The following is a 26,085-nucleotide window of genomic DNA, read 5'->3' on the forward strand; positions in this document are numbered from 1 at the left end:
ATTTCTATACTTAAAAACTGAATTCAATCAACTTATTCACTAATTATTTACTTTATTCAATCCTCGTAATCGCTCAATTTCTGCTGCCAGTGAAGAGCGACCTGAAACCGTAGTTACATCAGCGCTAAAAGACGCATTGACCATTTTTATGCTGTTTAACGAGGCCGGATAATTACCAAGCGCAAAATAATTAGCTGATTTAACTATGTAGATATCTGTAACATTAATCTCGGACCCATGGGTAAATGTCCACGTCGGAGAGGCGCTGATCAATATATCCGCTTGTGTATTGGATTCGTTATACATTTTTTTCGCGCTCAGTGCAAACGTATAACCGCCTGTCACATCTTCTGGAGGCAACGCTCCTTCGGATGACTCAAACATGGTCACAGCTCGGCTAACCGAATCCATACGCAAAAGGGACCATGCCAAACCGTGCGCTGCTTCCGCATCGTTGGGATGATCCAGATAAACATTCAAAAAAATATCCCGTGATTCATAAAATTCGCCTGACTCAAAAGCCGTCCAACCTTTTTGGATGGGATCGGCAGAATCACTGCTGCCGCCGCATCCTGATAAACAAAATATCCCTGCTAAAAATATATATGTCAACTTTTTCATAGATTATACCTTAGTTTATTTGATTAACATCATTCGTTTGGAAAAAATACTGCCATCGCTTTCGAGGCGATAAATATAAATACCGCTGGCAACGGCTACACCTTGATCATTGCGCCCGTCCCATATAACACGATGCGTACCGGCGGAAAAAACACCTTGTGTCACCAATCGTATCCTTTGTCCGAGCGTATTATAAATCGTCAATCGTATATCTGATGGCTGATGAAGGTCAAATCGGATCGTCGTCGTAGGATTAAATGGATTCGGATAATTTTGCGATAAACTCAAATTATGTGGTACTTTTTCAGAAATTTCAGAGCCTGTAGATTCTGAAATTCGAAATTTTCCAAGATGTTTGATATTAGCCCTAAACAAATGACCGACTCTTTCGACCGGGATCTCTTCCCAACCATTAATTGTTTCAAATTCCATTTTTGGATTGCGCCATGCGTTCAATTCTATGCGTGCATGCGATTGCAATTCGAGAGCATTTCCAAAACTGATAAAATCCATACCCGCTTCTTGTGACGCTTCGATAATAGCGAAACGCTCAGAGGCTATGGCTCGCGCCGGGACAAAGACGCTAAAACGGTTATCCATCGTTTGAATCCATGTAGGTTTATCTGCGGCAATGATCGCTACTGTGAATATTTTTTGAAGGCTTCCGGTGAAACCATTGGAATCTGAAAATGTCGCATTGATTTGGTATGTCCGCGTCGAATCGAAAACCCACGAACCGCGATAGACCCCCGGAGAAATTGAATCGGATACTACAACAGCACTTTGTCCTGGAGCGAAAACAGTTTGCCCCGTAACCTGTATAAACGGTTTTGATCTTAGGTTAATTTCACTGACAGTAATCAAATCAACCGTATGCGTAGCTATCGGATTTTGCAAAACATACATTTTGGGTTGATCCTTGACATCAATAGTAAATGTCATCGAATCGGAACCAACTGGGTTGACCGATCTGATTTTGATGTTGTGAGATCCTAATTGCGACGATGTCGGTTTCCAAGTGATATGTCCCGCAATGCTATTAATAGTCATCCCCGCTGGTCCTTGTACCAGTTGATATGTTGCCGGTTGGGTAGGCGTGCTTACGTATTTTGAAAAAATACTTACATTCATCCCCACCATTGTCGCACGATTAGGCAAAGGAATAATCTGTGGCTTTACCAATTGGGTTATAGAAAGAGTGTATTGCCTTTCTTGTGATCCATGAGAATTAACAGCGGACACACGTACCGTTTGATTACCGGTTTGTGTAGCGTTGGGAACCCACTGTATCAAGCCACTAACGGAATCAATCGTCATACCTGAGGGTGACTGAATGAGCCTATATACGGCTTTTGGATTAGCATGAGCAAACAAAGTCGCTGTATACGATGAATCTACAAATGTAGAATTGTTAGATATCCATTTAAAATTTGGCTTGTACCCTAAACTAGTATCTTCAATAATATCCACCGTTTGATTTACAGCTAAAGAGGTAGCGTACTGACGTATTCCTGATGGCCAGCGTATTTCGACCGAATCGACATTCGTAGCATCGGCCATACCAAAATGCTGAATCTCTGCGCTATGACCGCTAAACGAATTTTGTGCTGACATTTGACGGGTTTGCCAACGGGTATGCCCCCCGATCGTTGCTTTGACGCGAATAATGGCGCCCCAAGCTGTATGGTTGGATACTTTGCCGGACAAACGAAAATTAATCCAATGATTCCCGTTCGTCAGATCGTTGCGGAAGAAATTATTTGCACCTTTAAAGGAACTATACACGTATAAATCCAAATCCCCATCTTGATCAAAATCACCGGCTGCCGATCCGCGTCGTGGATTTGTCCCGTTAGACATCGCCAGTGTATCAATCCGCGTAAAAGTCCCGTCATTATTATTTTGATAATATAGGCTGCTATCTCCGTTTTCATTTGAAATAAAGCAGTCCAAATCGCCGTCATTATCAAAGTCTTCCCAAAGATTCCCCAAGGATACGTCTGCATCCGTTGCAATGGCACCGGAGGTTAGTTTTGTGTAGACTCCCGCGTCATTTCGATAAAAATGATTGGGTTGAATAGAGTTATTTCCAAAACCATAATTTGTTACATAAAAATCAAAATCACCGTCATTATCAAAATCGAACCAGTTAACATTTTGGCCATCGCGAAGTTCGCTTGCAAAATTATCTGTCATCCTTCTGAAAAAAGCTGTCCCCGTTTCCGATAACATATTTTTAAAATAAAAATCCGGACCGGCATTTCCTGTTGCCGGGCCGCTTCCTATAAACAAATCAATATCTCCATCCATATCGTAATCATACCAACTGGGAACTGTATATGGTCCTGTTTGAGATGTAATGACTGACGTATCAATGCGCGTAAATTGAGCGTTCCCTTCATTGTGAAATAACAGATTACTGCTGTTTATACCATCAAAAGTAAATGGAGCTGCCATGATAATATCTAATAAACCATCGTTATCATAATCACCAAGAGCGCCTGTCCAACCCGCATTCGGTTGACCTATTGATCCGGTACTAATGCGTGTAAATGTTCCACCGTTATTTAGGTATAAACCCGATCCACGTGTAGACGTGACTAAAGCATCCGGATCGCCGTCATTATCCACGTCGCCAAAAGAAATTCCTTTTCCTATTGCGGCATTAGATAAACCGGCACCCGGCGCTTGAGATATCGAAACGAAAACTCCCCCATCATTGCGATAGAGATGACCAATATGTGCGTACAAATCAAGGTCACCGTCGCTATCAAAATCAATCCATGCCGACCCGTTATAATTATTAAAGGTCGGCCCCAACGAATCCGTAATGATGGGATTGGAAGTATCTGTGATAGGTACGAACCGCATTTGCCCTAACAATGAACGTTCCGGCCAAACTATCACTAATATGATCCAGAATAATGGTAAAATTTTACGCATAACACCTCGCCTACGTTTGTGATTAATTTTCCTTTTACAAACGTAAGGAAGTAGTAAAAATAATGATGTAACCAATACTGGTGAATTGATGCGAGGAGTATATTTACGCTACGTACATTGTAGCAGTAAAAAAATCAAATAATACGATCTTTTAACGCTGTAATGACAGCTTCGGATTTGGAATTAACATTAAGTTTACGATAGATACTTTTGATGTGTGAATGCACTGTTTCCCAGCTGACGTGCATACTATCGGCAATCATTTTATAACTGTGACCTTTACAAAGAAACCGCAATACATCCGTCTCGCGTGCAGTTAAAATCGGATTTTGTTTTTTTTGGAAAGATTGAATTACAAGCCGTGCAATAGACGCACTCATCGGTACACCACCGGAGTTTATTTCTTTCACCGCATCCATGATTTTATTAGGATGGGCTGTTTTGATCAGATAACCTGATGCCCCGGCACACAAAGCATCAAATACCGTTTGATCGTCCTGATGAACGGTTAAAATAAGTATATCGGTATTTTCGCTACGTTTCTTAAAAAGCGGAATAGCCTCAATTCCGTTTATTCCCGGCAATTCAATATCCAGTAAAAGTACATCCGGTTTTTCCTTTTCTGCAGCTTCTATAGCAGTTTCTGCCGTGTTATAAGCTCCGACGAGTTTTACACCCCGCGTCTGAACGGCAATAAGTTCCAATCCTTCGCGTATATCGGGATCGTCTTCAACGATCATGAGTCGTATCATACAAACCATCCCTTGATTGTAGTTATCCAGTCACGTTTTTCCTGGAAATTGCGCGCTTCGGCATCAATTGTCGGTAATAAACCGGTAAAGGTTATATGCGTACCCGCTGATTCGTTTGATTCTATACTCAGTAAACCATGTAGTTTTTGGGCGCGTTCTTGCATATTCTTTAGGCCATTACGTGTTGAACGAGTATTCTCCTGCGAGAAACCCATACCATCATCAGCCAAATGAATTGCAAAATGAATTCCTTCGATGATGATATGAAGACGGATGTGTTTGGCTTTTGCATGTTTTAAGGTATTGTTCATGGCCTCTTTGAAGATTAAGGTCAAATGACGCCGCCATTCCATCGTTAAATGAATTCTATCAAGTTGTTCGGAAAGTCCATCTACTTCAAAAACTATCTCCGTATCTTGAACGAGATCGAACCCAAAATCGCGAAGATTAACCATTACATCATACAACGTGTCTTTACCGGGATCTAGCGCCCAAATGAAATCTCGGGTTGTCACTGACAAGGAAGTGGAAGTATCCGCCACTTTTTGTAAAAATTTTTTCGAATCGGCTTTATTTTCGTGTAGAGCACGTTGAGATAACTCACTAAAAAGCGTTATTTTAGTAAGCTTATGCCCCAATTCATCATGAAAATCTTTAGATATTTGTTCTCGCATGCGCTCTCGTTCGGCTAAACGGATACGCTCCATTTCGAGGGATTTGTCGACAGCACGTTTCGTCATAATACGATGAACAAACCAAATTAACAGGAAAACGGTCATTGCAACAAGGAACAAAAAGCTTCTTGTTTTCCAAAATGGCGGTCGAATAATAATTTGTATTGCGCCGATCTGCGAACTCCAAACACCATCTCGATTCGTAGCGCGAACGGTAAGCGTGTATGATCCCGGAGCGAGGTCCGTATACTGCGCTTCACCCTTGTTTCCCGCATAATGCCAAGCCTTTTCCAAAGGTTCAAGGCGGTATTGATATTGATTTTTGTTCGGAGCGAAAAAATCCATAGCAGAAAAGGCAATCGAAAGATAATTTTCATCATAGTTGAGCTCAATCAAACCCGAATCAATCGAAATTAATTGATTGAATTTTTTGGCTTGAACAATCTGCACCTGTGGCTCAAATAAATTATCTCGCAGTTGCTCTGATTTAAAACAAACCGCACCTTGCACGCTACCAAACCATAACGTGCCATCGCGGCTTTGTAAGGCCGCTCCGATATTAAACATATTTCCCGGCAAGCCGTCATATTTATCGTAATTTCTGAAAAAAGTCGGTCGATTGGGATCAAAACTACTGATACCGTTATGCGTACTGACCCAAAGTTTCCCATCAGGGCTTCCTAAAATACCGACGATTACATCACTCGGTAATCCGTTTTTTTGGTTAAGAACTTTGAAATCGTCAGAGTTCTTTTCTTTATAACAAAGCCCATTATTTGTACCGGCCCAGGTTCTTCCGTTTTGATCGCAAAAAACGGAATAAACATAATTATGAGAAATGGACGTCGGGTTCTTTAAATCATGTGTAAAAAATTTCCATGGACCCTCTTGTGAAATCTGCAATAACCCGCCATAGGTTCCAACCCACATAGTCGAATCACTCGATTCATACAAACAACTTACCGAAGCTGAATTCATTATCGAATTAGTAGGATCATAACGAATAAATGATTTATCGTTTTCATTGAAAAGATTCAAACCGCCGTCAAGCGTACCTACCCAAAGTCGTCCCTTTTTATCTCTAATGATGGAAGATATGGGAAAAGAATAACTAGTATCTTCTTTAGGAGAGATTAAAAATGTTGTTTTTATTTTGTTTTTTACACGAACCAACCCCGCTGTCATCGTACCTATCCATAGCGTCCCATCTCTATCTTTCCAAAGCGCAGTTACCGAACGAGCGCTTTGATGAGATGCCGGAAAAATATCATTCCATAGTTCAATATTTTTGTTGACAATTCGAACCAACCCTCCATGGTGTCCTATCCAAACATCCGAAGAATCCGACAAAATGGCGTTGACGTAAATATCACCTGATCTATAATCAAACAAATCTGTAAGTCTGTCAAACTTATGAAAATCCGGTGCATTTTTTTGCAATGCACCATTGGCCGTTGCAACCCACAACATAGAGGATTGATCCACAAGCAAGGCTGTCACCATATCAGTTTTTAAAGCATACGGTGCGTAAGACCAGTGATTTTTATTTTGAGATATGGTATTAGAATTAAAATCAAATTTGAATAAACCTTTTCCATTCGACCCGACCCATAACACATTATTCATTCTATCAACAGCTAATCTAAAAGCCGATAACGAATCGCATGCCACTTTTGTTGGAAAAGACGACTCGACCCATTGATTATCTCTTAGATCAAATGTTTTCAATCCCACATCTGTTGTAACCCACAATAAATTATTAAGCTCTACGATATCGTATGCATTATAAAATCTCACCGTATCGCCGGACGCTCGCATCAAAGGAAAATACCTAAAAACATTCTCCGATTGATCATATGTAGCCAATCCTCGGCCAAATGCGCCAATCCAAATACGACCGTCGGATGAAGTGTATAATTTTTGAGGTGCCTGCGGTGCCGTTTGACGAGGTCTTTTAGGATCACGCACAAATCTTGTAAAACCCGAATCAGGTAATGTAAGATTCAATAGATTGACTCCGCCGGTGCGCGTCCCTATCCATAGCCTACCATGCTTATCACCCGTTATCGATAAAACGACATTATCACTGATTGATTTTGCATCCGTCGAATCGTTGAGGTATCGAGTAAATACGCCGGTCTCAGGATTGTATCGGTTTAGCCCGCCCCCGTAAGTACCAATCCATATTTTTTTGAATTCATCTTCGTAAATAGCTACTACGTCATCGTGAGACAAAGATTGCGGATTTTCAGGATCATGACGAAAAACGATATTACTTCGCCCATCATAGCGAATGAGGCCGCTGATCGTTCCGATCCATAGATAACCTCGGGAGTCCTGATAAAGTGCATATACAGACTGATACGATAACCCATCATCTAACGGAAGGCTTTCCAAACGAATACGATTGGTCTGTGCGCAAAGAAAAGCCGGTAAAAGAAAAATTATTAAATATTTCAATTTAGACATATTTGCTTGGTAATCGTTGAGGCATGATGTTACTTCTTACGAACATAACGAAAATCATAGGTTACCTGCCAGCTTTTTCCATTATCATCGGAACGTTCAGCAAGTTGGCGTACCGTATCGGAATCAATCCTAAAAAAACGCAATCTATTTTTCACTATTCCGCCATTCGCCAAAGCTGATTCTCCGTAAAAATCCATTACACCTTCGGAATATTGCCCATAAAATTCAGAAACATTGCCATTGCTAGCGATCCATATCTGCCGCCATATTTTTTTCTGTTTATCATAAAAATTAATACTCTTTCCGGAACCTCCCAAAGAACCGGTCCAGTTTTCGAACAATAAACAACCTTCTGTTAATTTTTGAATCGTATTCGTACCAGCTTTTTGCCCGGCGATATTAAACACATCCCATTCACCGATCCAAAAATCAAATTGACGAAATAATGAATCATATTCGCAAGGTCTTGCAGCACGATCTAATGATAGGACTAAATCATCAAATCTCCGGGAATGGAGAGGTTTCAAATCGTTATCCTTGCGAACCTGCGTTGCGGTAAACCATCCGCTTTGCGTCGCTTTTTCAAGCCAGTACCACGCTGTATCTTTTTCACCGGATAGAGCAAATGTACAAGCGGCATTATACATACCTACCGGATCCTGAGCCATAGATAAGTATTGACGGTATGTCTGCGACGCGTTTTTGTAAGCCCCCTGTTGATAATACGACGTTGCGAGGCGATTCCAAAATTTTGCTTCTCCGGGTTGACTCTTGCACAACTGCAAATATAACTTTACGGAAGTTGCCCAGTCTGAGGCCTTATAAGCCGATTCCGCTTTTTCAAGAATATCCACTTGTGTTTGAGAAACTGCAAAATTGACGATTGGAATGATCAAAATTAAAATAAAAAAACGCATAAGCGCCTCCTGATGTATAAAATCAAAATACGTTTATGCGTTTGTAGATTAACTCACCAATAGTGGTGATTTTAACAAATTAAAACTACTCTTCGATAACTAGCCGGTTATCAATTACAGCGGCGGATGTATGAGCGTCCACTAAAAACTCTGCACGTCGGCGTTCGGACTGGACCGTCACTTTGCCGGCTAAAATAACTGAATTATTTTGCACAATCACATGTACCGGAAGGTCGGCAGCCAATACATACTTTCTGAACATGGCATCACGATAAATCGCACTTAACGCGCGCCCGGCCAATTCATCTGATCCATTAGAAACGGTGATTTCATTCGTAATTTCCTTTATACCAGGTACCTGCTCTACCGCTTTTTGGATTTTATCAGTTTTCCAATACCCGCTAACCCAACCGTTTAATATAACTACTCCTTCCGATACTTCGACGTTTACATAGTCACGTGCTCCGTACCATACGATACCTTGAATTTTATTTTCTACTGCATGCTTCAAAGCGGCATCATCCGGAGATTCAGAATTTTCAGTTTGACCCCACACGACACTTCCGGTTAAAAAAAACACAAACACCATTGCGATCCAGCGAATTTCTCTCATAACGCGGCTCCTTTCGTCATTTTATTGTTAGACAGAGCAAGCGTTAAGAGGTTTAATCATTCCGCGGCCATTGCAGCGATTTCGCTCAAAGATAGGGCGCGGCTATAAATTCTGATATCATCCAGACGCCCTGCGAATGTATCTGCGTTAAGACCTGTACGTGTTCCAATCAAAAGCAGATTTTTATCGCTGGTCAATGCATTACTTTTTTGTAACGTATCAACCGGTGAACCATTAATATAAAAAATCATGGATTCGCCGTCATATGTACCAGCCAAATGCATCCAGGTTTGTAAAGGATACCCGCCGCTTTTGTATGTAAAATTTGTTCCAATGCGAAATCCACGATCGCCATTACCGGCAAGGTATAATTCAAATACAGGAACAGCTAAGCCGCCTCCTTTACGAACGACAATTTGGCTTTTCAGTGAATCCGTTCTCACCCATGCAGTTACGGTCAGTGAATCGTCAAATTGAAAATTAGAAGTATCATTGACACTGATAAAATCAGAGTTCCCATTAAAATACATCGCTTTTCCTACTTGGTCGTGACGATCATGTGCCGAAATTGCCCCCGAAACAACACCATCGCTATGGGAACTACCGGCATCGTACGCGTTTCCATCTAATGGGTAATACGCCACAAGCCCCGGTTCGTTATTTACAGTATTATCATCTGTGTCTTTAGTGTTATTGTCATCACACGATAACAGTCCTAATAACCCCATAATAAAAGAAAAAGCTACAACCCTTTTAATACAATGAAATCTTTTCATTTTTCCCTCATATTGTTTTGTTTATTTATACAAACAATATGGATGGTTATCGCGATCAGAGCACCTGCATTATGATGTAGTACGCATCAAAAAACAAAAAACCCGATACACTGAAGTATCGGGTTTTATATAAAACTACTGGAAATCTATGCAGAAAATGAACTACCGCAGCCGCACGTTTTTTTGGCATTAGGGTTATTGAAAACAAAACCGCGTCCGTTTAACCCATCTTGAAAGTCAAGCGTGACGCCTTTGAGATATAACATACTCTTGTAATCAACGGCAACTTTGACTGCGCCGAATTCCAATATCGTATCGTTTTCAGAAATGGTTTCATCAAAAGCTAACGAATATTGAAAACCAGAGCAACCACCGCCTTGAACACCCATACGCAATGTATAATTTTCAGGAATACTTTGTTCGCGCATGATCGAACCGATTTCTTCAATAGCACGTTGTGTAATCACCACATCGTTAACGGCTTCCATAGTTTCTGTCATGATATTATCTCCTTAAACCACTGTTTGATCTATAATTAGGTGTTTTCAATGAAACTAATGTAGAATAAAAAAATTCCCTTGTCAAGCATTTTCCTGACGTATATCATTGTTTCTCTTGACTGGTTGACTGTATTATTCTATATTCATTTCATTAAGATTGAGACGCAGTCTCAATCTTAATGAAATTGTTAAACTTTAAAGAAATTTTAGCTATGACGTCGAACAAATTGAAAACTGTAGCACAACTCGGATGCGGCGAATGTGCTGTTATTTGTAAAATCAGCGGCGAACATCTTGAAAACGATAACACATGTATACGTTTGATGGAAATGGGATTTACGCCGGGACAAGAAGTCAAAGTTATCGCCAAGTCCCCTTTTCGATGCCCTATGGCGGTTTCTGTTCGGGGTACAGTAATAGCGCTTCGTAAAAATGAAGCGGAATGCATTCATATATGACGGATTCGGGTTTGCCATCGGATTGTCATACGCCATCTTCGAACTCTGTTGCGGGTACCAGCAGCAACACTAGCTTTCGCATCACACTTATCGGCCAACCTAACTCCGGTAAAACCACTTTATTTAATATCCTTACCGGCTCACATTTTAAAACTTCTAATTATCCGGGTACGACGGTCGAATTTCTTGTTGGTCGTATGCACGAACGTTTTAAATGCGACGCCCAAGTTATTGATTCGCCCGGTATCAACAGTTTAACTCCGCAGTCGTTGGACGAAAAAGTTTCTGTCGACTCGTTATTTTTAGATCCCAATTACCGACATCCTGATCTTGTCCTTGTTACAGCGGACGCCACTCAGCTCTCCCGCCAACTTTATCTGGTTAAGCAACTTATTGATGCAGGTTTTCCGGTCATTGTCGCTCTTACGATGAATGATTTACTCCAAAAACGCGGTTTTTCGGTAGATACAACTTTGCTATCGGAACGACTCGGAACTCCTGTCGTAAAAACGTACGGGCATACGGAAAACGGCGTGGCTGAATTAGCTGAAGCCATACGTGGTTTTTTAGCAGTCACGCAAAAATACATATTACCTCCTATCCCCAGGCTCCAATCGGAATCAGCGGTAATGGAATTGTACCGAATAACTGAATCCATAGAGAAAGAGGTAATACGCCCCTTTTCTGTCAAGCCCGACATCCACGCTATCAATCATGCTGTATTTAATACGCGTACCATCGAACCGGATGAAACATCTTTAAAACTGGACAGAATTTTTCTACACCCGATTTGGGGTATGTTCTTTTTTGTTTTTTTTATGGCGCTTATTTTTACGTCCGTTTTTTGGTTGGCCCAACCGATGATGGATGTGATTTCAGAGGGATTTGATGCACTAGCCAATCTCTCAAAATCTTGGCTCCCATCATCGCATTGGTTTGGTAACCTCATCGCTGATGGTTTAATCGCCGGTATGGGTACCGTGATGACCTTTGTTCCTCAAATTGTAATTCTTTTTTTACTCATGGGGATGCTTGAGGATTCCGGTTACCTATCTCGCGGCGCCATGCTCATTGACAAACCGCTATCCAAGATCGGACTCAACGGTCGTTCGTTTGTTCCGATGCTTTCGGGCTTTGCTTGCGCGATACCGGCGACTATGGCCGCCCGTACTATCCCCAATCAGCGGGAACGATTGCTTACGATTTTTATAATACCGCTGATGACATGCAGTGCGCGATTACCGGTGTACGCATTGCTTTTAGGTTTTCTGATGCCTCCGGATCGTCCTTGGCTGAGCGGATTGATTCTAGCCGGCATTTATTTTGTAAGTCTTATCAATGGTGCACTCGTAGCGGGTATTGTCAGTCGTTTTATTAAAGAAAAAACACCGTCCGGTTTTATGCTTGAATTGCCGGCTTACCGCAAACCTATACTACGATTTATACTGCGTAATACATTTCAGCGTTCAGTTTCATACATCCAAAACGCCGGTACGACGATCATATTATGCTCGATCATCATCTGGGGGCTTACCTATTTTCCCAATGCAAACCCGGAAATCACCGACGAAGCCAAAGCTTCCGGAAATGTCGAACAATGGATCGCCGGAGAACGCACTAGCTCCTCGTATGCTGCGATGGTTGGTCGATGGATCGAACCCGCATTAATACCACTTGGCTGGGATTGGCGTGTCGGCGTGGGCATGATTTCCGCTTTTGCTGCACGTGAAGTTTTCGTCAGTGCGACGGCCCTGACATTTCACATTGCGGAAGATGATGAAGATAATATGCAGCAGTCATTGATTAATTCTATGAGAACCGCCCGGCACGAGCAGACGGGTAAACCCGTATTTACGGTTTCTTCGGTCGTGGCCATTGTAATATTTTTTATGTTTGCATTACAATGTACATCTACGCTCGCCGTTGTGCGCAAAGAAACAGGTTCGTGGAAAATGCCTTTGATCCAACAAGTAGCATTTACATCTATCGGTTATGGATTAGGATGGCTGGCGGTTGTATTGCTTAACGCCGTGGGAATCGCTTAAAAACGATTACTCATTAACTTCAAATCGTGTCTGACCGGTCGCCAGCATTCGTCGAATATAGGGATGACATAATTTACAACGTACGCCGACTAAAACCCGCTCTTGTAATTCTTCCAATGTCTTACAGCGATATGCTGCAGCTACTTTTTTGAGCTCTTCAAATTCTTTATCAAAACAAACGCAACGTGTGATCATTCGTCAACCGGCTTTTTCCACACGGTATCCGCAATGCCTGCCTTCGCATTTTCCCAGCGCGCCAAAACAAATAAAAGGTCGGAAAGCCGATTAAGATATGTCAATACATGTTCATTGATCGTCTCCTCCTTCGACAGTTTTACTGTCAATCGTTCGGTCCTGCGGCAAACATTTCGCGCCAAATGGAGGTATGACGAGGCCCGTGTGCCTCCAGGTAGAATAAAATTCGTCAGCTCCGGTAACCGCGCATCAAAACTATCAATCCGTTTTTCGATTTGCAGGGTATTTTCGGCTTTTATCCTAACAATGTATTCACTTTTAACGTCCATCGGGGTTGCCAAATCTGCTCCCAGAATAAATAATTCGTTTTGTATCGCCGCATATACCGTATCCAATTCGTCATCTTCACTATGGCATCGCACTAGACCCATGACGCTGTTTAGTTCGTCAACGGTACCATACGATTCGATTCGAGTAGCATCTTTTTGAACGCGTCCGGCACCAAATAAACCCGTCGTGCCATCGTCGCCCGTTTTCGTGTAGATTTTCATAGATTTTATGGTAGTAAAATTGAACTTGGTGTTATACCTACCGGATATCGTTTGCGAATAGTTCCGTCTTTACGAATCCAATATACGTAACCATTGCGCAAAAAATCTTGCGCATCGGCTGCTAATACGTCTTCACCTAACGGCACTCCAACGAAATAACTACCCGCTAAAGTGGTTTTGATATCGGCTCTCATATCGTATCGTACAATGGCGTTGTTGCTTCGCGTGTTATAAACCAAAACAGAATCATGCATACGAACAAAAGTAGGATTGATACCGGAGACTATTTCAGAAGTAATCATTTTAGTCAAGGGGTCCCATTCTACTATTTTACCAGCGCTAGAATTTTTACCGGTATAAGCGATATAAACCTTACCGGCAGGATTATTAGCCCATACGGAAACGGCCAGTGAACCGATAGCATACGCATTGACGTCCGACATAGTTATGTCAATCAAACTGATCACACTATCTTTTGATAATACTCCATCCGGCGATCGGCTATTGGATACGATCAAAAATCCGTTGAGCGCTGTTATTTCATCCGGTCTATGGCTGAGTTTATAACGGTGCGTTTCCGTATAATCGGCGGCATCATACGCTATAACCAAACTGTCAAAATACGAGGTCACATACACATTATTCTGGTACAGAACGCCATTACGCGGGCTTTCGATGCCAGTAATCGTGTGCATGGCTTTAAGTGTTCTGCGGTGCAGGATACTGATTTTATCGGAGCCCGTCATCATCAGCCAAGCTGTGGAATCAGTAAAAACCGCGCTGTGAACGGCGCTTCCGTTCAGATAAGAACCTGTGGCGTTTGAAAAAGTTGTATCTTCATACAGTGTGTCAAGCAACGTAATGGAAGCATTGTTAGCCCCATAATTACCTTCATTGATAATCCATACACTCGACAAACCGCTCGGTATGGCCGAAAAGGAATCATCGCTCTCATTACAACTCATAGAAAAAAAAATCCCCACGGCGAAAATGTATAACATCAATTTCAACCGTGAGGTGTAAAAAAATAAAGCGCTCAAATTATTATCCGTGAATAGGCGCTGATTGGCGACTGAGCTTTGTAACGATAAAATGAACTGCTTCATATAGTCCGACAAATACCACGATAAAAAACATATCCCCGGCCAATGCATTTTTGAAAAAAGGAATCGCCATAATATAGCTTTGCATCAAGCCGGATATATCTTTGGTATATTCCGGAATTACAAGCCACGCTGCAAAATTGGTTGTCAGATAAAAAAGTACCGATGAGGCTAAGGTACCACCGCCTACGGCCATGGCAAACTGTTTCTTGTTTTCATAGACATTACGAACTCGGGTTCCAATCCATGAGCTGACTAATATCGAAGCATAAACAACCGGTGAAGTCCAATCCATTCCGAGAAAAAGGTCGGCTACGATCATTGACGCTAACGGTAATCCGTACGCCAACGAGCGATTCAAATAGATCCCACCAAAAATCGCCATCGCAGTTACCGGAACAAAGTTCCAAGGATGCGGCATAAGGCGATACCCTACAATTAACAAAACCGTCACCAGTGTAGGAACAAACCTCAGCATGTTTGACGTGCGCATTGTCATAATGATTACCTTTTTATTATACGTTATATATGATTTAATGATAAATTTTTTATTCACTGCAGACGTGTCAATATAGTTTGCCTTGGATAATTTTGCAATCACTTATTCTTGTTGTAAAATACCATCCCTGACGGAAAATCACCAACGGTAAAGCTATGCTTCACTTGACCGTCTTGATCAAATATTTCAAATTTACCCGGTACTAACGATGCGTCGGTTGCATATACGTCGGAATCCACGTCGGGATTTAAAACAACGTTGTAAAAGGAACCTTTGATACTATCCATAATGGCCCAATTGCTGGTATTAAATTTTTGTATGTCGCCATAGAATCCACTTATAAAGTAACCTATGTTTTCATTCACAGCGATGCGCCCCGGATAAAAGGATTTCGCACCTGTAGAGCTAGGCAAATTCACCAATGAATCCACCATTGTTTGGGTATTTAGATCAACAACGTAAATACCACCTGGTACAGGTATTTCTGCATATTGATTTCCTTCGCATGCGATAAAAAGTTTATTATCCCCGGATGACTTGCTAAATGCTCGCGGACCATAACCGACACGAATGATTTTGGTAATCGATTTTGACACTGTATTGTAGATTTTCACCGTATTATCATTGCCGTAACCGTAATTAGCGACATAAAGATCATTGCCGTCGAGAAACAAAGCTTCCGGCGCTGTGCCTATCGCAATCGAATCCGTCACTTTTTTTTGTGTTAAATCCAGCGTTTTGAGTTTTCCGTCCCACGCCGTCAGATAAACTTTGTCTTCATCACCTTTGACAAACATACGCGGCTGTAGCGTACCTATAGTTGATAAAAGCGTAAAATCTTTCAACCGAACAAAACAAATTTTATTCGAATTATTAATGGAAATAACAGCCATCGTATCAAGTATCAGCATATCCTGTACAATATCGCCGGCGGATTTGCCATTGGCACTCAAGTAAAGATTATTGATCACATCCGCACTATCAGGGCGATAAAGAGTAACGTCACCATTTCCAGCGCCAAATGAACCCTCATTTAAAATAAATATACCCTCTGTAATGATCCCGGACTTAGGGTCAGAAATTTTTTCTTCGCACGATAATACTATCGTGAAACTTATAACAAACCATAAGTAGCGCATGCTTTTTCTCCAATATGTTAGAACGTTATTTTAGTTCCCACGACATACTCGCGCGCAAGCCCGGGATATTGCGCAACGGATTCGTAAGCTTTATCAAAAATATTTTTTACGATTACGCTAAGCTGTACATCATAACTAATTATTTGTTTGTGCCAAGACACTATCGCATCCGTAAGCCAATAACTCGGTATTACACTGTTATTAGCAGCATCTGTATAACGTTGACTCTGATAATGCGTTGTATGACCTATTGTAAAATCTTTGAACATAGCATAATTCGATAAAGAAGCTGTGTATAGCGGATTGTACGGAATCCGTCGTACATTATCGGGATCGCTGGTATCAACGGCCTTCGCACGTGAAAGTTCAAATTTGGTTTCCCACATTTGTTCTTTTTCGTACTTCATCGCCAATTCCCTACCCCGTGATGAACTTTTGCGAATATTTTCAGGATGTATTATTCCGGCCAAATTCCATGCGATCTGATTGTGTGCTCTCATTACAAACCACGTATATTCGATTTCAAAGCTATGCTTTCCTTGCGAACCACCGAAGCGTCCGCCCAAATCCCATGTTGTTGATCGCTCGGGTTTGATATCCGGATTGCCTGATGCGTCCGTATCTTTCCAATATCGTTCATTGAGCGTAGGCGCTCTAAAATTACGAGACCATGATGCGCGTAAGGACGTGTAATAGCCTGATTTTTCGTAGGAAATATTCATTCCGGCCTTAGGGCTCCATACCTGCCCAAAATCTGAAAATTTATCCCATCGTATAGCCGGTGATAATCGAAAAGACCACATCGGATTGAACAACGGAATTAGCCATTGATCATCGGCAAAAACACTGACACTCTGATTACTCACATGATCCGTATTATCGCCTTCGCCTTGCACGAAGGTATGGGTAACACCTAAATTGAAAGTATGTTGCTTTAGAAGAGTTATCAGATTAGTCCAACGTGTATGGTAACTATTAGAAATATTTCGGCTATTGATGGTAGTTGGAAATGAATTGGTATAATCAAACTGATATTGATACCAACTCAAGCCAATCGCCGTATGCCATTGGTCGTTAAAGCGGTGTTGTATCTGCGGCGCGATGAGAAATACGCGATCTTCCTGATTTCCGCGTGATGTTACAGATGTATTATTACTAATCGTACCCGGTATCTCAATATCACGAAACGTCCATTGACCCATTAAAGAAAAATCAGTTTTTAAGCTTAAATTGTTATTAACATTGAGAAATAGAGCATGACGTTTGCTTTCCGAATTCACCCGCAGTACACGTTCTCCTGAGGACGGCACAGTAACAAAATAACTGCTATCGGGCTGGTATTCGAACTCATAGGCGAAATTATAAGACGTTTTCTTTATGAAACCTGTTAGCCCCGCTGATAACCACTGTCTTTTAAATGAACTATAGTGCGCTTTCGTTATAATTGACATCGGTTCATCACGTGGTTGTTTTTTTGTTATGAGGTTTATTGTCCCGCCTACGGCGTTATTATCGCCTCCTTTGTATGTTTCGATATGATCAATCATGGTCAAAGGAACAACACCCAAATCAATCAAACCCGTAGCGGGATTATTGAGCGGTATTCCGTCAATCATGATTATAACCTGCTCAGAAGTAGAACCTCGCAAAGATGGAAGTTTGAGTCCTGATGCTCCGCCGAAGTCTTTAATTTGTATCCCTGAAGCACCACTCAAAGCGTCGGATAGATTGGTTGCCCCTCGCCTTTGGATATTTTCTTCTGTAATGACATTAACCAATGCAGAAGAGGCATTTCGGGAATTTATCAAACGTGATGAGGTAATAACCGTACCCTGCAAGTCATATTGCTTAATTTTAACACTATCCCCGGTTTGCGAATAATATTCGGCAATGGCGAACCACAATAACCCGATGTATATGGTACTTTTCATCATATCAAAAAAAAATCCTCATTCGGAAAGAATGAGGATAATAGAAAAGTTGACTTTATTGATCCCCACGCCTTCCCCTCGAAGGTTGGTCGAATGCAGTTTAGGCAGGTCTCCTGACTTGCGCGTTAACGATTGCCTTCCCATTACCGATAGGTTCGATAACAGTGGACTTATTAGAATGCGCTTACAGTTGCGGGGCAGCTCATGATTTTCACATGATTCCCTTTTCATCACGTCGTATGCGTGACACCTAAACCAAATAACAAAGAACAATTGACAGTTCTCAAGATAACCGAAAACTTTTATTTGTCAAGTTTTAAAATAATTACTTCCAAATCACCCACGATGCCCAATAAAAAGGAAGCGTGTTTTGAACGATAAAATCACGTTTGGTTTTTTGTAGCGCCGCCGGAATGGATTTTTCGATAATCCAATGTCGATACAACTGATCAACAAAATTTACTGCATCACGATCGTTAATTTTCCATAAGGTACTTAAAACTAACGAGGCACCGGAATTAAGAAACGCTTCAGGAATAGCCGGGATATTTTTTTGCGCTATTTTAGTGCTTACGGATGTCTCACAAGCCGATAAAATAACCGATTGACCGTGTAATTGTTGTTTTTCGATTTCATCACACGTCAAATACCCATCATGATGGGTTTGATCTCGCCCTAATACAATTCCGCTTTTACGCACATCGTCTGTCGTGTTCATACCATGACCTATCAAATGCAAAACTTGTGATGTATCTGTGTTTATGATATCATAATAATTTTTTTCAGTAGCTTGGTAATAAATTTGGTTATACGGAATAATAGACTTGATGCGGTCTATTTCGTTATCAACATCCGGCAGATCCGGCAATGAAGTCCACGAACTATATTCTGAGCGGGCCAATATAGTGATCGACGGTATTGTTCGTTCCGATTTAACAGCAAATTCATCTCCAAAATTAAGTGCATTACTATATTGAATCGTATGCGTTTCAGTCAGATATCGTCGTTCTATGCTCAACATCTCAAAAGGAAAATTACACAACAAACCGTCAGGTACTATGACCAATTCTTTATGTGATTGAACGTAATCTATAATCGCCGGGTTTATCCAATCTGATAATACAGCCAGATGTTGTGATAGACTATGCTGATTAGCGGAAGGTTGACGAAGAAGGGTTTTAACTTGTAAAAGGTGATCCTTGATACGTGGTGATATGAATAAACGATAATATTGCAATTCACTCTCTGTATTGAGTAATACATGCATGACCGTATCAGCTTGAAAGAATGAAATGCCCGATTCAAAAAAAGGTATTGAGTGCGGTTTAATTTTATGGGTAGGAATGCTGTTTAATAAAAGCTGATATCTCAATGCATCATGATACTTTTTTTGATCAAAAAGAAATCGAATATAGTTTTTATAAAATCGAGTGCGATTATTGGGGATACTGGCATCATATACAAATGCAGAGCTTTGTTCCTGATAGATCGAATCTATGGATTGCAGCGCAAGGACATAATAGGCATCAGCGCTGTCCGTTTGGTTAATTGATTCACAATATAAAGCGCGCGCATCATAATAACTTGGTGTATATCGTTTTGAAGGAAGTTGGGAGAGTAAATTGTAGGCTTTAGCTAACAACTGATCCCCATGTTCAAATTGTTTTAACTTCACTGTCATTTGAAATTTAGCAAGAAGGGTATAAAACATTGGATCTAAAGCACCACTATCAAAATAGATGTCATACGCCATATTCCAAAAGTACATGGCGCTATCGTACAATGATAACGTACGGTATGTTCCAGCTAATTCGTAATACCCGTCAGCCGTTGCAATTTTGTCACCTGCTTTTTCAGTGATAACCAATGAGCTTCGTAAACATTGAAGGGCTGATTTTATTTGGCCATGATTATTAAATAAATGCGCCATATTGTTCAAAATTAATCCCTCGGACCCTACATCTCCCGTCATTCGTATGTATTCAAGTGCTTTTTCAAAACAATAACGGCTTTCGGGGTATAATTCCATCTCCAAAAAAATCAAACTCAAGTTTTGATAATCAGCCGCCATGTCGGCCTTATCATTACGCAGAGAATCTTGGTGCAAAGCCATTCTATATTTTTCTATTGCGGAAGCATAATCCCCCATCATTTTATAAACAATACCACGATTGGAAACAATCCACGATTGCAATTTGATATCTAAGTCGCGGTGTATGTAATGCTCAGCTTTATTCAAAGCTTCGTTGGCTAAAAAGGGTTGAGAAGATTGGATATAGATGATACCAACCGTATTCCAATAGCGGGCCAAGGTGGTCGAATCTTTAACCGTAGGAAGTATTGATTGGATTATAGTGAGTAACGAGTCGCAGAGTTTAAAATTACCTGTTTCAGCAGCAACAAGAATATAATCCTGAGTCCACCGAAAACGATCCATTGTTGCAACATCCTTACGTTGTAACAGCGATGAATACAAACTTTGCGACTCCTTGTTTTGACCAAGATAGAAATACGCTTTCGACAGCGCAGCATGGGTAGCGGGCTTATGTATTGTGGAAATACTATTTACTTCAAAAAGGTGTATGGCATCGGCATATTTACTTTCACGAAGTAAGGCGTCCACACTATCGAGTAATATATGATCCTGAGCATGTATTTGGCTCATAACAAACAGAAACCAAAGAAACAATCTCATAAAAATCATTTCAGCTTAATTTCAAAAGCATCTTTCAACGAGTGATAATTAACTGTAGGAGTATATTTTTCTCTTAAGCTTAATAACCATTTATCCCGTGTCTGTTTGATTAATGAAACTGCGTAATCGGATTTAACCTGAGCAAACACTTTATCCAATGAATACCAGCTCGGTTGTGTTCTTTTGTAAATCTTAACAATGCCGTATTTACCATCATTCATAATAAAAACGTCGCTTATATCACCTTCTTTGAGTTCTTGTATACGTGCCGACAAGTTCCCAAATTCTTTTAAGGGTCTCAGACCGGAACGTACAGCAGATGCGGGATTTTTCTTTCGCAATTCGTCAAAACTGATTTCAAAACTTTTTGAAGATTTAATTTTATCTGCAATAGGCCGTATCTGCGCTTCTTCGTTCATTACAATCATTCCCAGATCCAAACTGTCCGGCATTTTGTAATTCTTTATATTGACCTCATAATAGCGACGCACATTGGATGTATCTTCGATCAGTTTGAAATCGGGCGTGGGAGGTTGAATTTTATTATAAATCAGGCCGCCTTCTATCCGCTTGATAAAATGTGCCTCACGATCAGTAAGTTTGACTTTCTGTTCTTTAGCCCAACGCGATACAAGTCTAACGGCTATGGCATTGCGAACACCGGATTCCATTTGTTCCATTGTAATACGTGAATTAAACCGATTACCAGTGAGTGCGAAGGCTACATCAATTATTTTTATAGTATCCGTCAGTGATGTAGCGAGAATCGTATTTAGTTCATCATCGGTTAACTGCTCAAATAGCGATTTTTTTATATCATATTTTTTGAATTTAGAATACCATGCCGCAGCGTTAGATTGATTAAAACTGTATGACCCATCATGTAGCCGTTTTTCGATGAACTCTTTTTTGTTTTTTTCGATTTGTACATCAGGTTTTAAAAGAATTTGTTTAGCAATTTGCTCCTTAATGGCAATTTTTGCTTTTTCATATGGTAGTACATTAGCATCATTGCTTTTTTGTATGATTTTATAAATATGGTATCCGTTCCCATCGTCAATTGGTTGCGATAATTCATCGGGTTGTAGTTTAAACAAAGCATCGCCTACTTCATTAGGCAATTCACCTCGGCGCAACCCTTTGATAGTGCCATCGAAAAATTTGGTGGCTGCATCGTCAGAAAACTGTTCTATAAAACTTTCAAATTTATCGGGTTCTTTTTTGAGTACGCCCAACAAAGAATCAGCAATGGATTTGGCGGCTAGCTTAAATCGTATGATTTTCTTTTGATTGGGTGCCATTTCCAATGAAGGATCAAAAGTTTTATCATATCCGATAAAAATATGTTTTACATCCAACTGTTCTTTTAGTTGCTCATATCGCACTTTGATTTGATCTTCCGTTATCGAGGGCTCTACTATTGCATTTCGTATTGCATGCGCATAATACAATTCGTCTTCTTTGGTACGAACTTGAAATTGCACATAGGGATGTTCCTGCAGTTTCTTATCTCTTCCATCCATTACCATAAGGTAGTAATCTACCATTTCATCGAGAATTTTGCGTCGCGTAGCTTCTGATTCCAAATCGGGTTTATTTTGTTTCAATTCCAAAACCCGGTTTTTATAATCACCTAAAAAAACAGTATCTTCACCGACTACTGCTAATACTGTTTTCAAATCATTATAATCAGTCTTTTTCTCGTCGTTTTTACAGGCTATGGTCATAACCGTAATCAATAGTACCCACGAATACCGTCGAATTTTAGAAAAATACATATTTAACCTTATGAATGATTTATAACTCAATTATTTGTGAAATTATTTTTTTGGCACTTATCAATACTAAAGAATCTTCTTTAGACTCAGTTGAAATAATACGGCTTTTTGTCGCATCATACCACTCAAAACCAAAAGTAATATCTAAAAAGTCTTTATTCTGAAAAAATCGAAGATTTTCGAATGTTTTTACAATTGCATTCATCCTTATTTTCATACGATCTGCCATATTCGGTTGACTCATGCTCTTCACATCAAACCGAAGTACTAATTTGTTTTCATCAATATCCAATCGTTCAGCACAAAGCGGCAATGTCATCAACTTTATTTCAATCATTTGCAGAAGATTTTTTGCTTCTACAGGGAGTTTCCCAAAACGGTCCACCAATTCTTGTTCGATTGCATTTAAAGCGTCAATCGAAATGATATCCGATAAGCTTTTATAAATCCTAACCCTTTCGGATGGAACATTAACATAGGTATCCGGTATATAGGTATCGCAAAAAACATGAACCTGCAAAGCCGGCATATACTCTGCTTGCTGAGTTATTTCCTCTTTTTTGCCCGACTCAACCACATTCATTTCTTGGCGTGTCTCTTGTACGGCTTCATCCAAAATTTGACAATAAAGCTCAAAACCAACCGCGTTCACAAAACCGCTTTGTTCAGCGCCAAGCATATTGCCGGCACCACGAATTTCTAAGTCCCGCATTGCAATCAAAAAACCTGAACCCAGATCCGAAAATTCCTCTATCGCCTGCAATCGTCGTAACGCGTCCGAAGGCATTACACTCATGGGCATCGTGAGAAGATAGCAATACGCCTGACGATTGGAGCGACCGACGCGACCGCGTAATTGATATAACTGCGATAACCCAAACTGATGTGCCTGGTCTATGATAATAGTATTGACGTTTGGTATGTCAATACCGTTTTCAATGATTGTCGTAGCGACTAAAATATCATATTCGCGTTTCATGAAAGCATGAACGATATCCTCAACTTGTTGCGGTGCCATTTGCCCGTGGATCACAGCTAATCGTGCTTTGGGAACAACCGTATTGAGCATGTCCGTGATGCGATCAATACTCTGTATCCGATTGTGCACATAATAAACCTGTCCACCCCGGTCCAATTCTTTCATCACGGCATCATGGATGAGGTCTTCGTCAAACTGCGTTATCTCTGTTTTAACGGGTAAACGATCCTGCGGTGGCGTATTGATGACCGACAAGTCACGTCCGCCCATCAACGAAAAGTGCAATGTTCGCGGTATCGGCGTCGCTGTCAGAGTGATCGTATCGACGGTAGCTTTGAGCTGACGAAGTTTTTCCTTATGAGCAACGCCAAAACGCTGTTCTTCATCGATAATAAGAAGGCCTAAATCTTTGAACTGCACATCCTTTGAAAGAAGTCGGTGCGTGCCGATCAGTATATCAATTTCGCCGCGCTGTACTTTTTCGAGGATGATTTTTTGTTCTTTGGTTGTCCGAAAACGGGATATCACATCAATGCGAACCGGAAATTCGCGCATACGTGAAGAAAACGTTTCAAAATGCTGTTCCGCCAAAATCGTCGTGGGAACGAGTATCGCCGCTTGCTTACTATCCTGAACGGCTTTAAAAGCAGCACGTATAGCGATTTCCGTTTTACCGTAACCCACATCACCACAGACAAGCCTATCCATCGGATTATCGCTTTCCATGTCCTTTTTGACGTCGAGCGTCACCTTGGTTTGATCGGGCGTATCTTCAAATTCGAACGATGCTTCCAATGCGTATTGCATATGGGTATCCGGTGTAAAAGCGAATCCTTTGCGTGATTTGCGTTCGGCATAGAGTTTGATCAGATCCTGTGCGATATCTTTCAGCGTTTTTTTGGTGCGTGCTTTAACCTTATCCCAATCACCTGAACCTAATTTATGTAACGTCGGTGTAACGCCGTCTTCGGCTGAAAACTTTTGGACGCGCGAAAAATGTTCAAGCGGAACAAATAATTTATCACCGTTTTTATAAAGAAGTTTCAGGCATTCTTCGGTATGTTCACCGCTGGTTACTTTTTCAAGACCGGCGTAGCGCGCAATGCCGTAATCCACATGAACTACATAATCTCCCGGTTTGAGCGATGCAATATGACGCAACGCCTGCGCTGTTTTAAATTTGCGATGTGATCGCGTACGCTTGATGCGTCCAAAAATCTGATGATCCGTAAATACGACACATTGTGCATCTTCCGTGTAGAAGCCTTCATGCAACTCGCCGACGCCGATTACAAAATCAACGCCGGACGCAAGTTCATCGGAATCCAATAATTCAGACAATCGTTCAGCCTGACCCGTATTATTACACGCTATGAAAACCTTATATTGGCCCCGAATGGCTATCAATCGTTCTTTGAGCAGGTTGATGTGGCTGTTAAATGATTCGAGTGCATGAGCCGCAAAATTTATTTTATCAAAATCCATATTACGGCTATAACGGGCAAAATAAAGGCCTGCAAAGGCATTGAGCTTTTTCATTACGGATACGGCATCAAGAAAACGACTTTCCGGCGCGAGAAGTTCTGAATGAGCTTCGGATTTACGTTGATAACTGTCGTTGATTTCATCCCAATACTTAACCAATGCACCCTGTAAAATTTCCGGTTCTAATAACATGACCAGTGTGTCCTGTGGCCAATAATCCGTCAGATCGGCATCGTGTTGTGCCGTTTGACTTTCCGATTTGGGATACAGCGCTAAATAATCTGTTTTTTGCAACGAACGCTGATTTACTACATCAAAAAAACGAAGCGAATCAATCGTATCGCCGAAAAATTCGATACGGATAGGATTTTGTTGAGCAAAAGGAAATACGTCAACGATACCACCACGAATGGCAAACGTTCCCGGCTGATCCACGATTTCTTGCTTTTCGAAACCGATCTCATGGAGCAATTCGACCAAGTATTGAAACTGAAACGTGGCGCCGCTTTGAAGTTCTATCTTGTAAGATGCCACGCTACGCGGACCCGGAATGCGTTTACTCAAAGCACGAACCGTGGTAACAAGTATTGCTTTTTCGTTATTAAGCAATTGCTCGATACTCTCCTGCCGTGCTGCTACGAAAGCCGGATTGGCTTCCCGGTCATCATAGGGTAAAAGTTCGTCTTCCGGGAATTGTAAAATCGGGATTTTGTGGGTTGTATAGTCTTGCAGCGTTGTGAGATCATCGAGTACACGACCATACGTCAAACTGTCCGGCACAACGATAACGGATAAGCGGTTATTCACATAGGCCGACTGAGCCGCTAAAATCCCAAGCACCGCATCCATCGAACCGACATACCCGTCCACCATGATCGTCTTCTTTTCGGCGATATGGCGAAGTAAATTTTGCGCCGATTCAGAGGATGCTATACGCTGAAGAACTATATCAAGCATGTATA

Annotated in this window: 19 protein-coding genes and 1 riboswitch; of the genes, 2 read left to right on the forward strand and 17 right to left on the reverse strand. The window is 41.1% G+C overall.

Going from position 1 to position 26,085, the window contains the following annotated elements; translation table 11 throughout:
• Positions 1–39: 39 nt before the first annotated feature.
• The 8 genes from HUU58_02290 to erpA all read right to left on the reverse strand — a co-directional run bounded on the left by HUU58_02290 (position 40) and on the right by erpA (position 10,265).
• Positions 40–621: a hypothetical protein gene (locus HUU58_02290; protein NUN44484.1), complete on the reverse strand. Its 582-nt coding sequence runs from the start codon at positions 619–621 to the stop codon at positions 40–42.
• Between the two features lie 15 nt (positions 622–636).
• A complete protein-coding gene (locus HUU58_02295) occupies positions 637–3,564 on the reverse strand; it encodes a VCBS repeat-containing protein (protein ID NUN44485.1) in 2,928 nt (975 codons plus the stop codon).
• A 134-nt stretch (positions 3,565–3,698) separates the two neighbouring features.
• On the reverse strand, positions 3,699–4,316 hold the full coding sequence (locus HUU58_02300) for a response regulator transcription factor (protein ID NUN44486.1): 618 nt from the start codon (positions 4,314–4,316) through the stop codon (positions 3,699–3,701).
• Positions 4,313–7,459, reverse strand: a complete 3,147-nt coding sequence (locus HUU58_02305) for a hypothetical protein (GenBank protein NUN44487.1) — start codon at positions 7,457–7,459, stop codon at positions 4,313–4,315. Before HUU58_02305 ends, HUU58_02300 begins: the two co-directional genes overlap by 4 nt.
• Before the next feature lie 29 nt (positions 7,460–7,488).
• Positions 7,489–8,376 (reverse strand): hypothetical protein, encoded by an 888-nt coding sequence (locus HUU58_02310; GenBank protein ID NUN44488.1) that lies wholly within the window; start codon positions 8,374–8,376, stop codon positions 7,489–7,491.
• An 85-nt stretch (positions 8,377–8,461) separates the two neighbouring features.
• Positions 8,462–8,989: a BON domain-containing protein gene (locus tag HUU58_02315; GenBank protein NUN44489.1), complete on the reverse strand. Its 528-nt coding sequence runs from the start codon at positions 8,987–8,989 to the stop codon at positions 8,462–8,464.
• A 56-nt stretch (positions 8,990–9,045) separates the two neighbouring features.
• The gene (locus tag HUU58_02320) at positions 9,046–9,765 is read right to left on the reverse strand and encodes a LamG domain-containing protein (GenBank protein NUN44490.1); all 720 of its coding nucleotides are present in this window, start codon (positions 9,763–9,765) and stop codon (positions 9,046–9,048) included.
• Positions 9,766–9,911: 146 nt separating this feature from the next.
• The gene (gene erpA, locus HUU58_02325; protein ID NUN44491.1) at positions 9,912–10,265 is read right to left on the reverse strand and encodes an iron-sulfur cluster insertion protein ErpA; all 354 of its coding nucleotides are present in this window, start codon (positions 10,263–10,265) and stop codon (positions 9,912–9,914) included.
• 212 nt (positions 10,266–10,477) lie between these two features.
• Between erpA and HUU58_02330 the strand changes: the two genes are divergently transcribed.
• Both HUU58_02330 and feoB read left to right on the forward strand, forming a co-directional pair.
• Positions 10,478–10,723, forward strand: a complete 246-nt coding sequence (locus HUU58_02330; protein NUN44492.1) for a ferrous iron transport protein A — start codon at positions 10,478–10,480, stop codon at positions 10,721–10,723.
• Entirely contained in the window at positions 10,720–12,768 is a 2,049-nt protein-coding gene (gene feoB / locus HUU58_02335) for a ferrous iron transport protein B (protein NUN44493.1), read from the forward strand. Before HUU58_02330 ends, feoB begins: the two co-directional genes overlap by 4 nt.
• Positions 12,769–12,774: 6 nt before the next feature.
• Here the strand turns inward: feoB and HUU58_02340 are convergent, their stop codons facing one another.
• The 9 genes from HUU58_02340 to mfd all read right to left on the reverse strand — a co-directional run bounded on the left by HUU58_02340 (position 12,775) and on the right by mfd (position 26,080).
• Positions 12,775–12,963: a (2Fe-2S)-binding protein gene (locus tag HUU58_02340; GenBank protein ID NUN44494.1), complete on the reverse strand. Its 189-nt coding sequence runs from the start codon at positions 12,961–12,963 to the stop codon at positions 12,775–12,777.
• Positions 12,960–13,514 carry a cob(I)yrinic acid a,c-diamide adenosyltransferase gene (locus HUU58_02345; protein NUN44495.1) on the reverse strand — a complete coding sequence of 185 codons (555 nt, stop codon included), beginning with the start codon at positions 13,512–13,514 and terminating at the stop codon, positions 12,960–12,962. The genes HUU58_02340 and HUU58_02345 overlap by 4 nt, the downstream gene beginning before the upstream one ends.
• A gap of 5 nt (positions 13,515–13,519) precedes the next feature.
• Complete coding sequence (locus HUU58_02350) at positions 13,520–14,479, reverse strand: hypothetical protein (protein NUN44496.1); 960 nt, start codon at positions 14,477–14,479, stop codon at positions 13,520–13,522.
• 79 nt (positions 14,480–14,558) lie between these two features.
• Complete coding sequence (locus HUU58_02355; protein NUN44497.1) at positions 14,559–15,116, reverse strand: hypothetical protein; 558 nt, start codon at positions 15,114–15,116, stop codon at positions 14,559–14,561.
• A 98-nt stretch (positions 15,117–15,214) separates the two neighbouring features.
• Positions 15,215–16,255, reverse strand: coding sequence for a hypothetical protein (locus HUU58_02360; protein NUN44498.1), 1,041 nt, complete (start codon positions 16,253–16,255; stop codon positions 15,215–15,217).
• 17 nt (positions 16,256–16,272) lie between these two features.
• The gene (locus tag HUU58_02365) at positions 16,273–18,189 is read right to left on the reverse strand and encodes a TonB-dependent receptor (GenBank protein ID NUN44499.1); all 1,917 of its coding nucleotides are present in this window, start codon (positions 18,187–18,189) and stop codon (positions 16,273–16,275) included.
• A gap of 82 nt (positions 18,190–18,271) precedes the next feature.
• A riboswitch (cobalamin riboswitch) is annotated at positions 18,272–18,455 on the reverse strand.
• A gap of 56 nt (positions 18,456–18,511) precedes the next feature.
• A complete protein-coding gene (locus tag HUU58_02370) occupies positions 18,512–20,851 on the reverse strand; it encodes a CHAT domain-containing protein (protein ID NUN44500.1) in 2,340 nt (779 codons plus the stop codon).
• A 35-nt stretch (positions 20,852–20,886) separates the two neighbouring features.
• Positions 20,887–22,659: a peptidyl-prolyl cis-trans isomerase gene (locus HUU58_02375; GenBank protein NUN44501.1), complete on the reverse strand. Its 1,773-nt coding sequence runs from the start codon at positions 22,657–22,659 to the stop codon at positions 20,887–20,889.
• A 19-nt stretch (positions 22,660–22,678) separates the two neighbouring features.
• Entirely contained in the window at positions 22,679–26,080 is a 3,402-nt protein-coding gene (mfd, locus tag HUU58_02380; GenBank protein ID NUN44502.1) for a transcription-repair coupling factor, read from the reverse strand.
• Positions 26,081–26,085 lie beyond the last annotated feature (5 nt).

This window comes from bacterium, assembly GCA_013360215.1.
Lineage (GTDB): Bacteria > CLD3 > CLD3 > SB21 > SB21 > JABWCP01.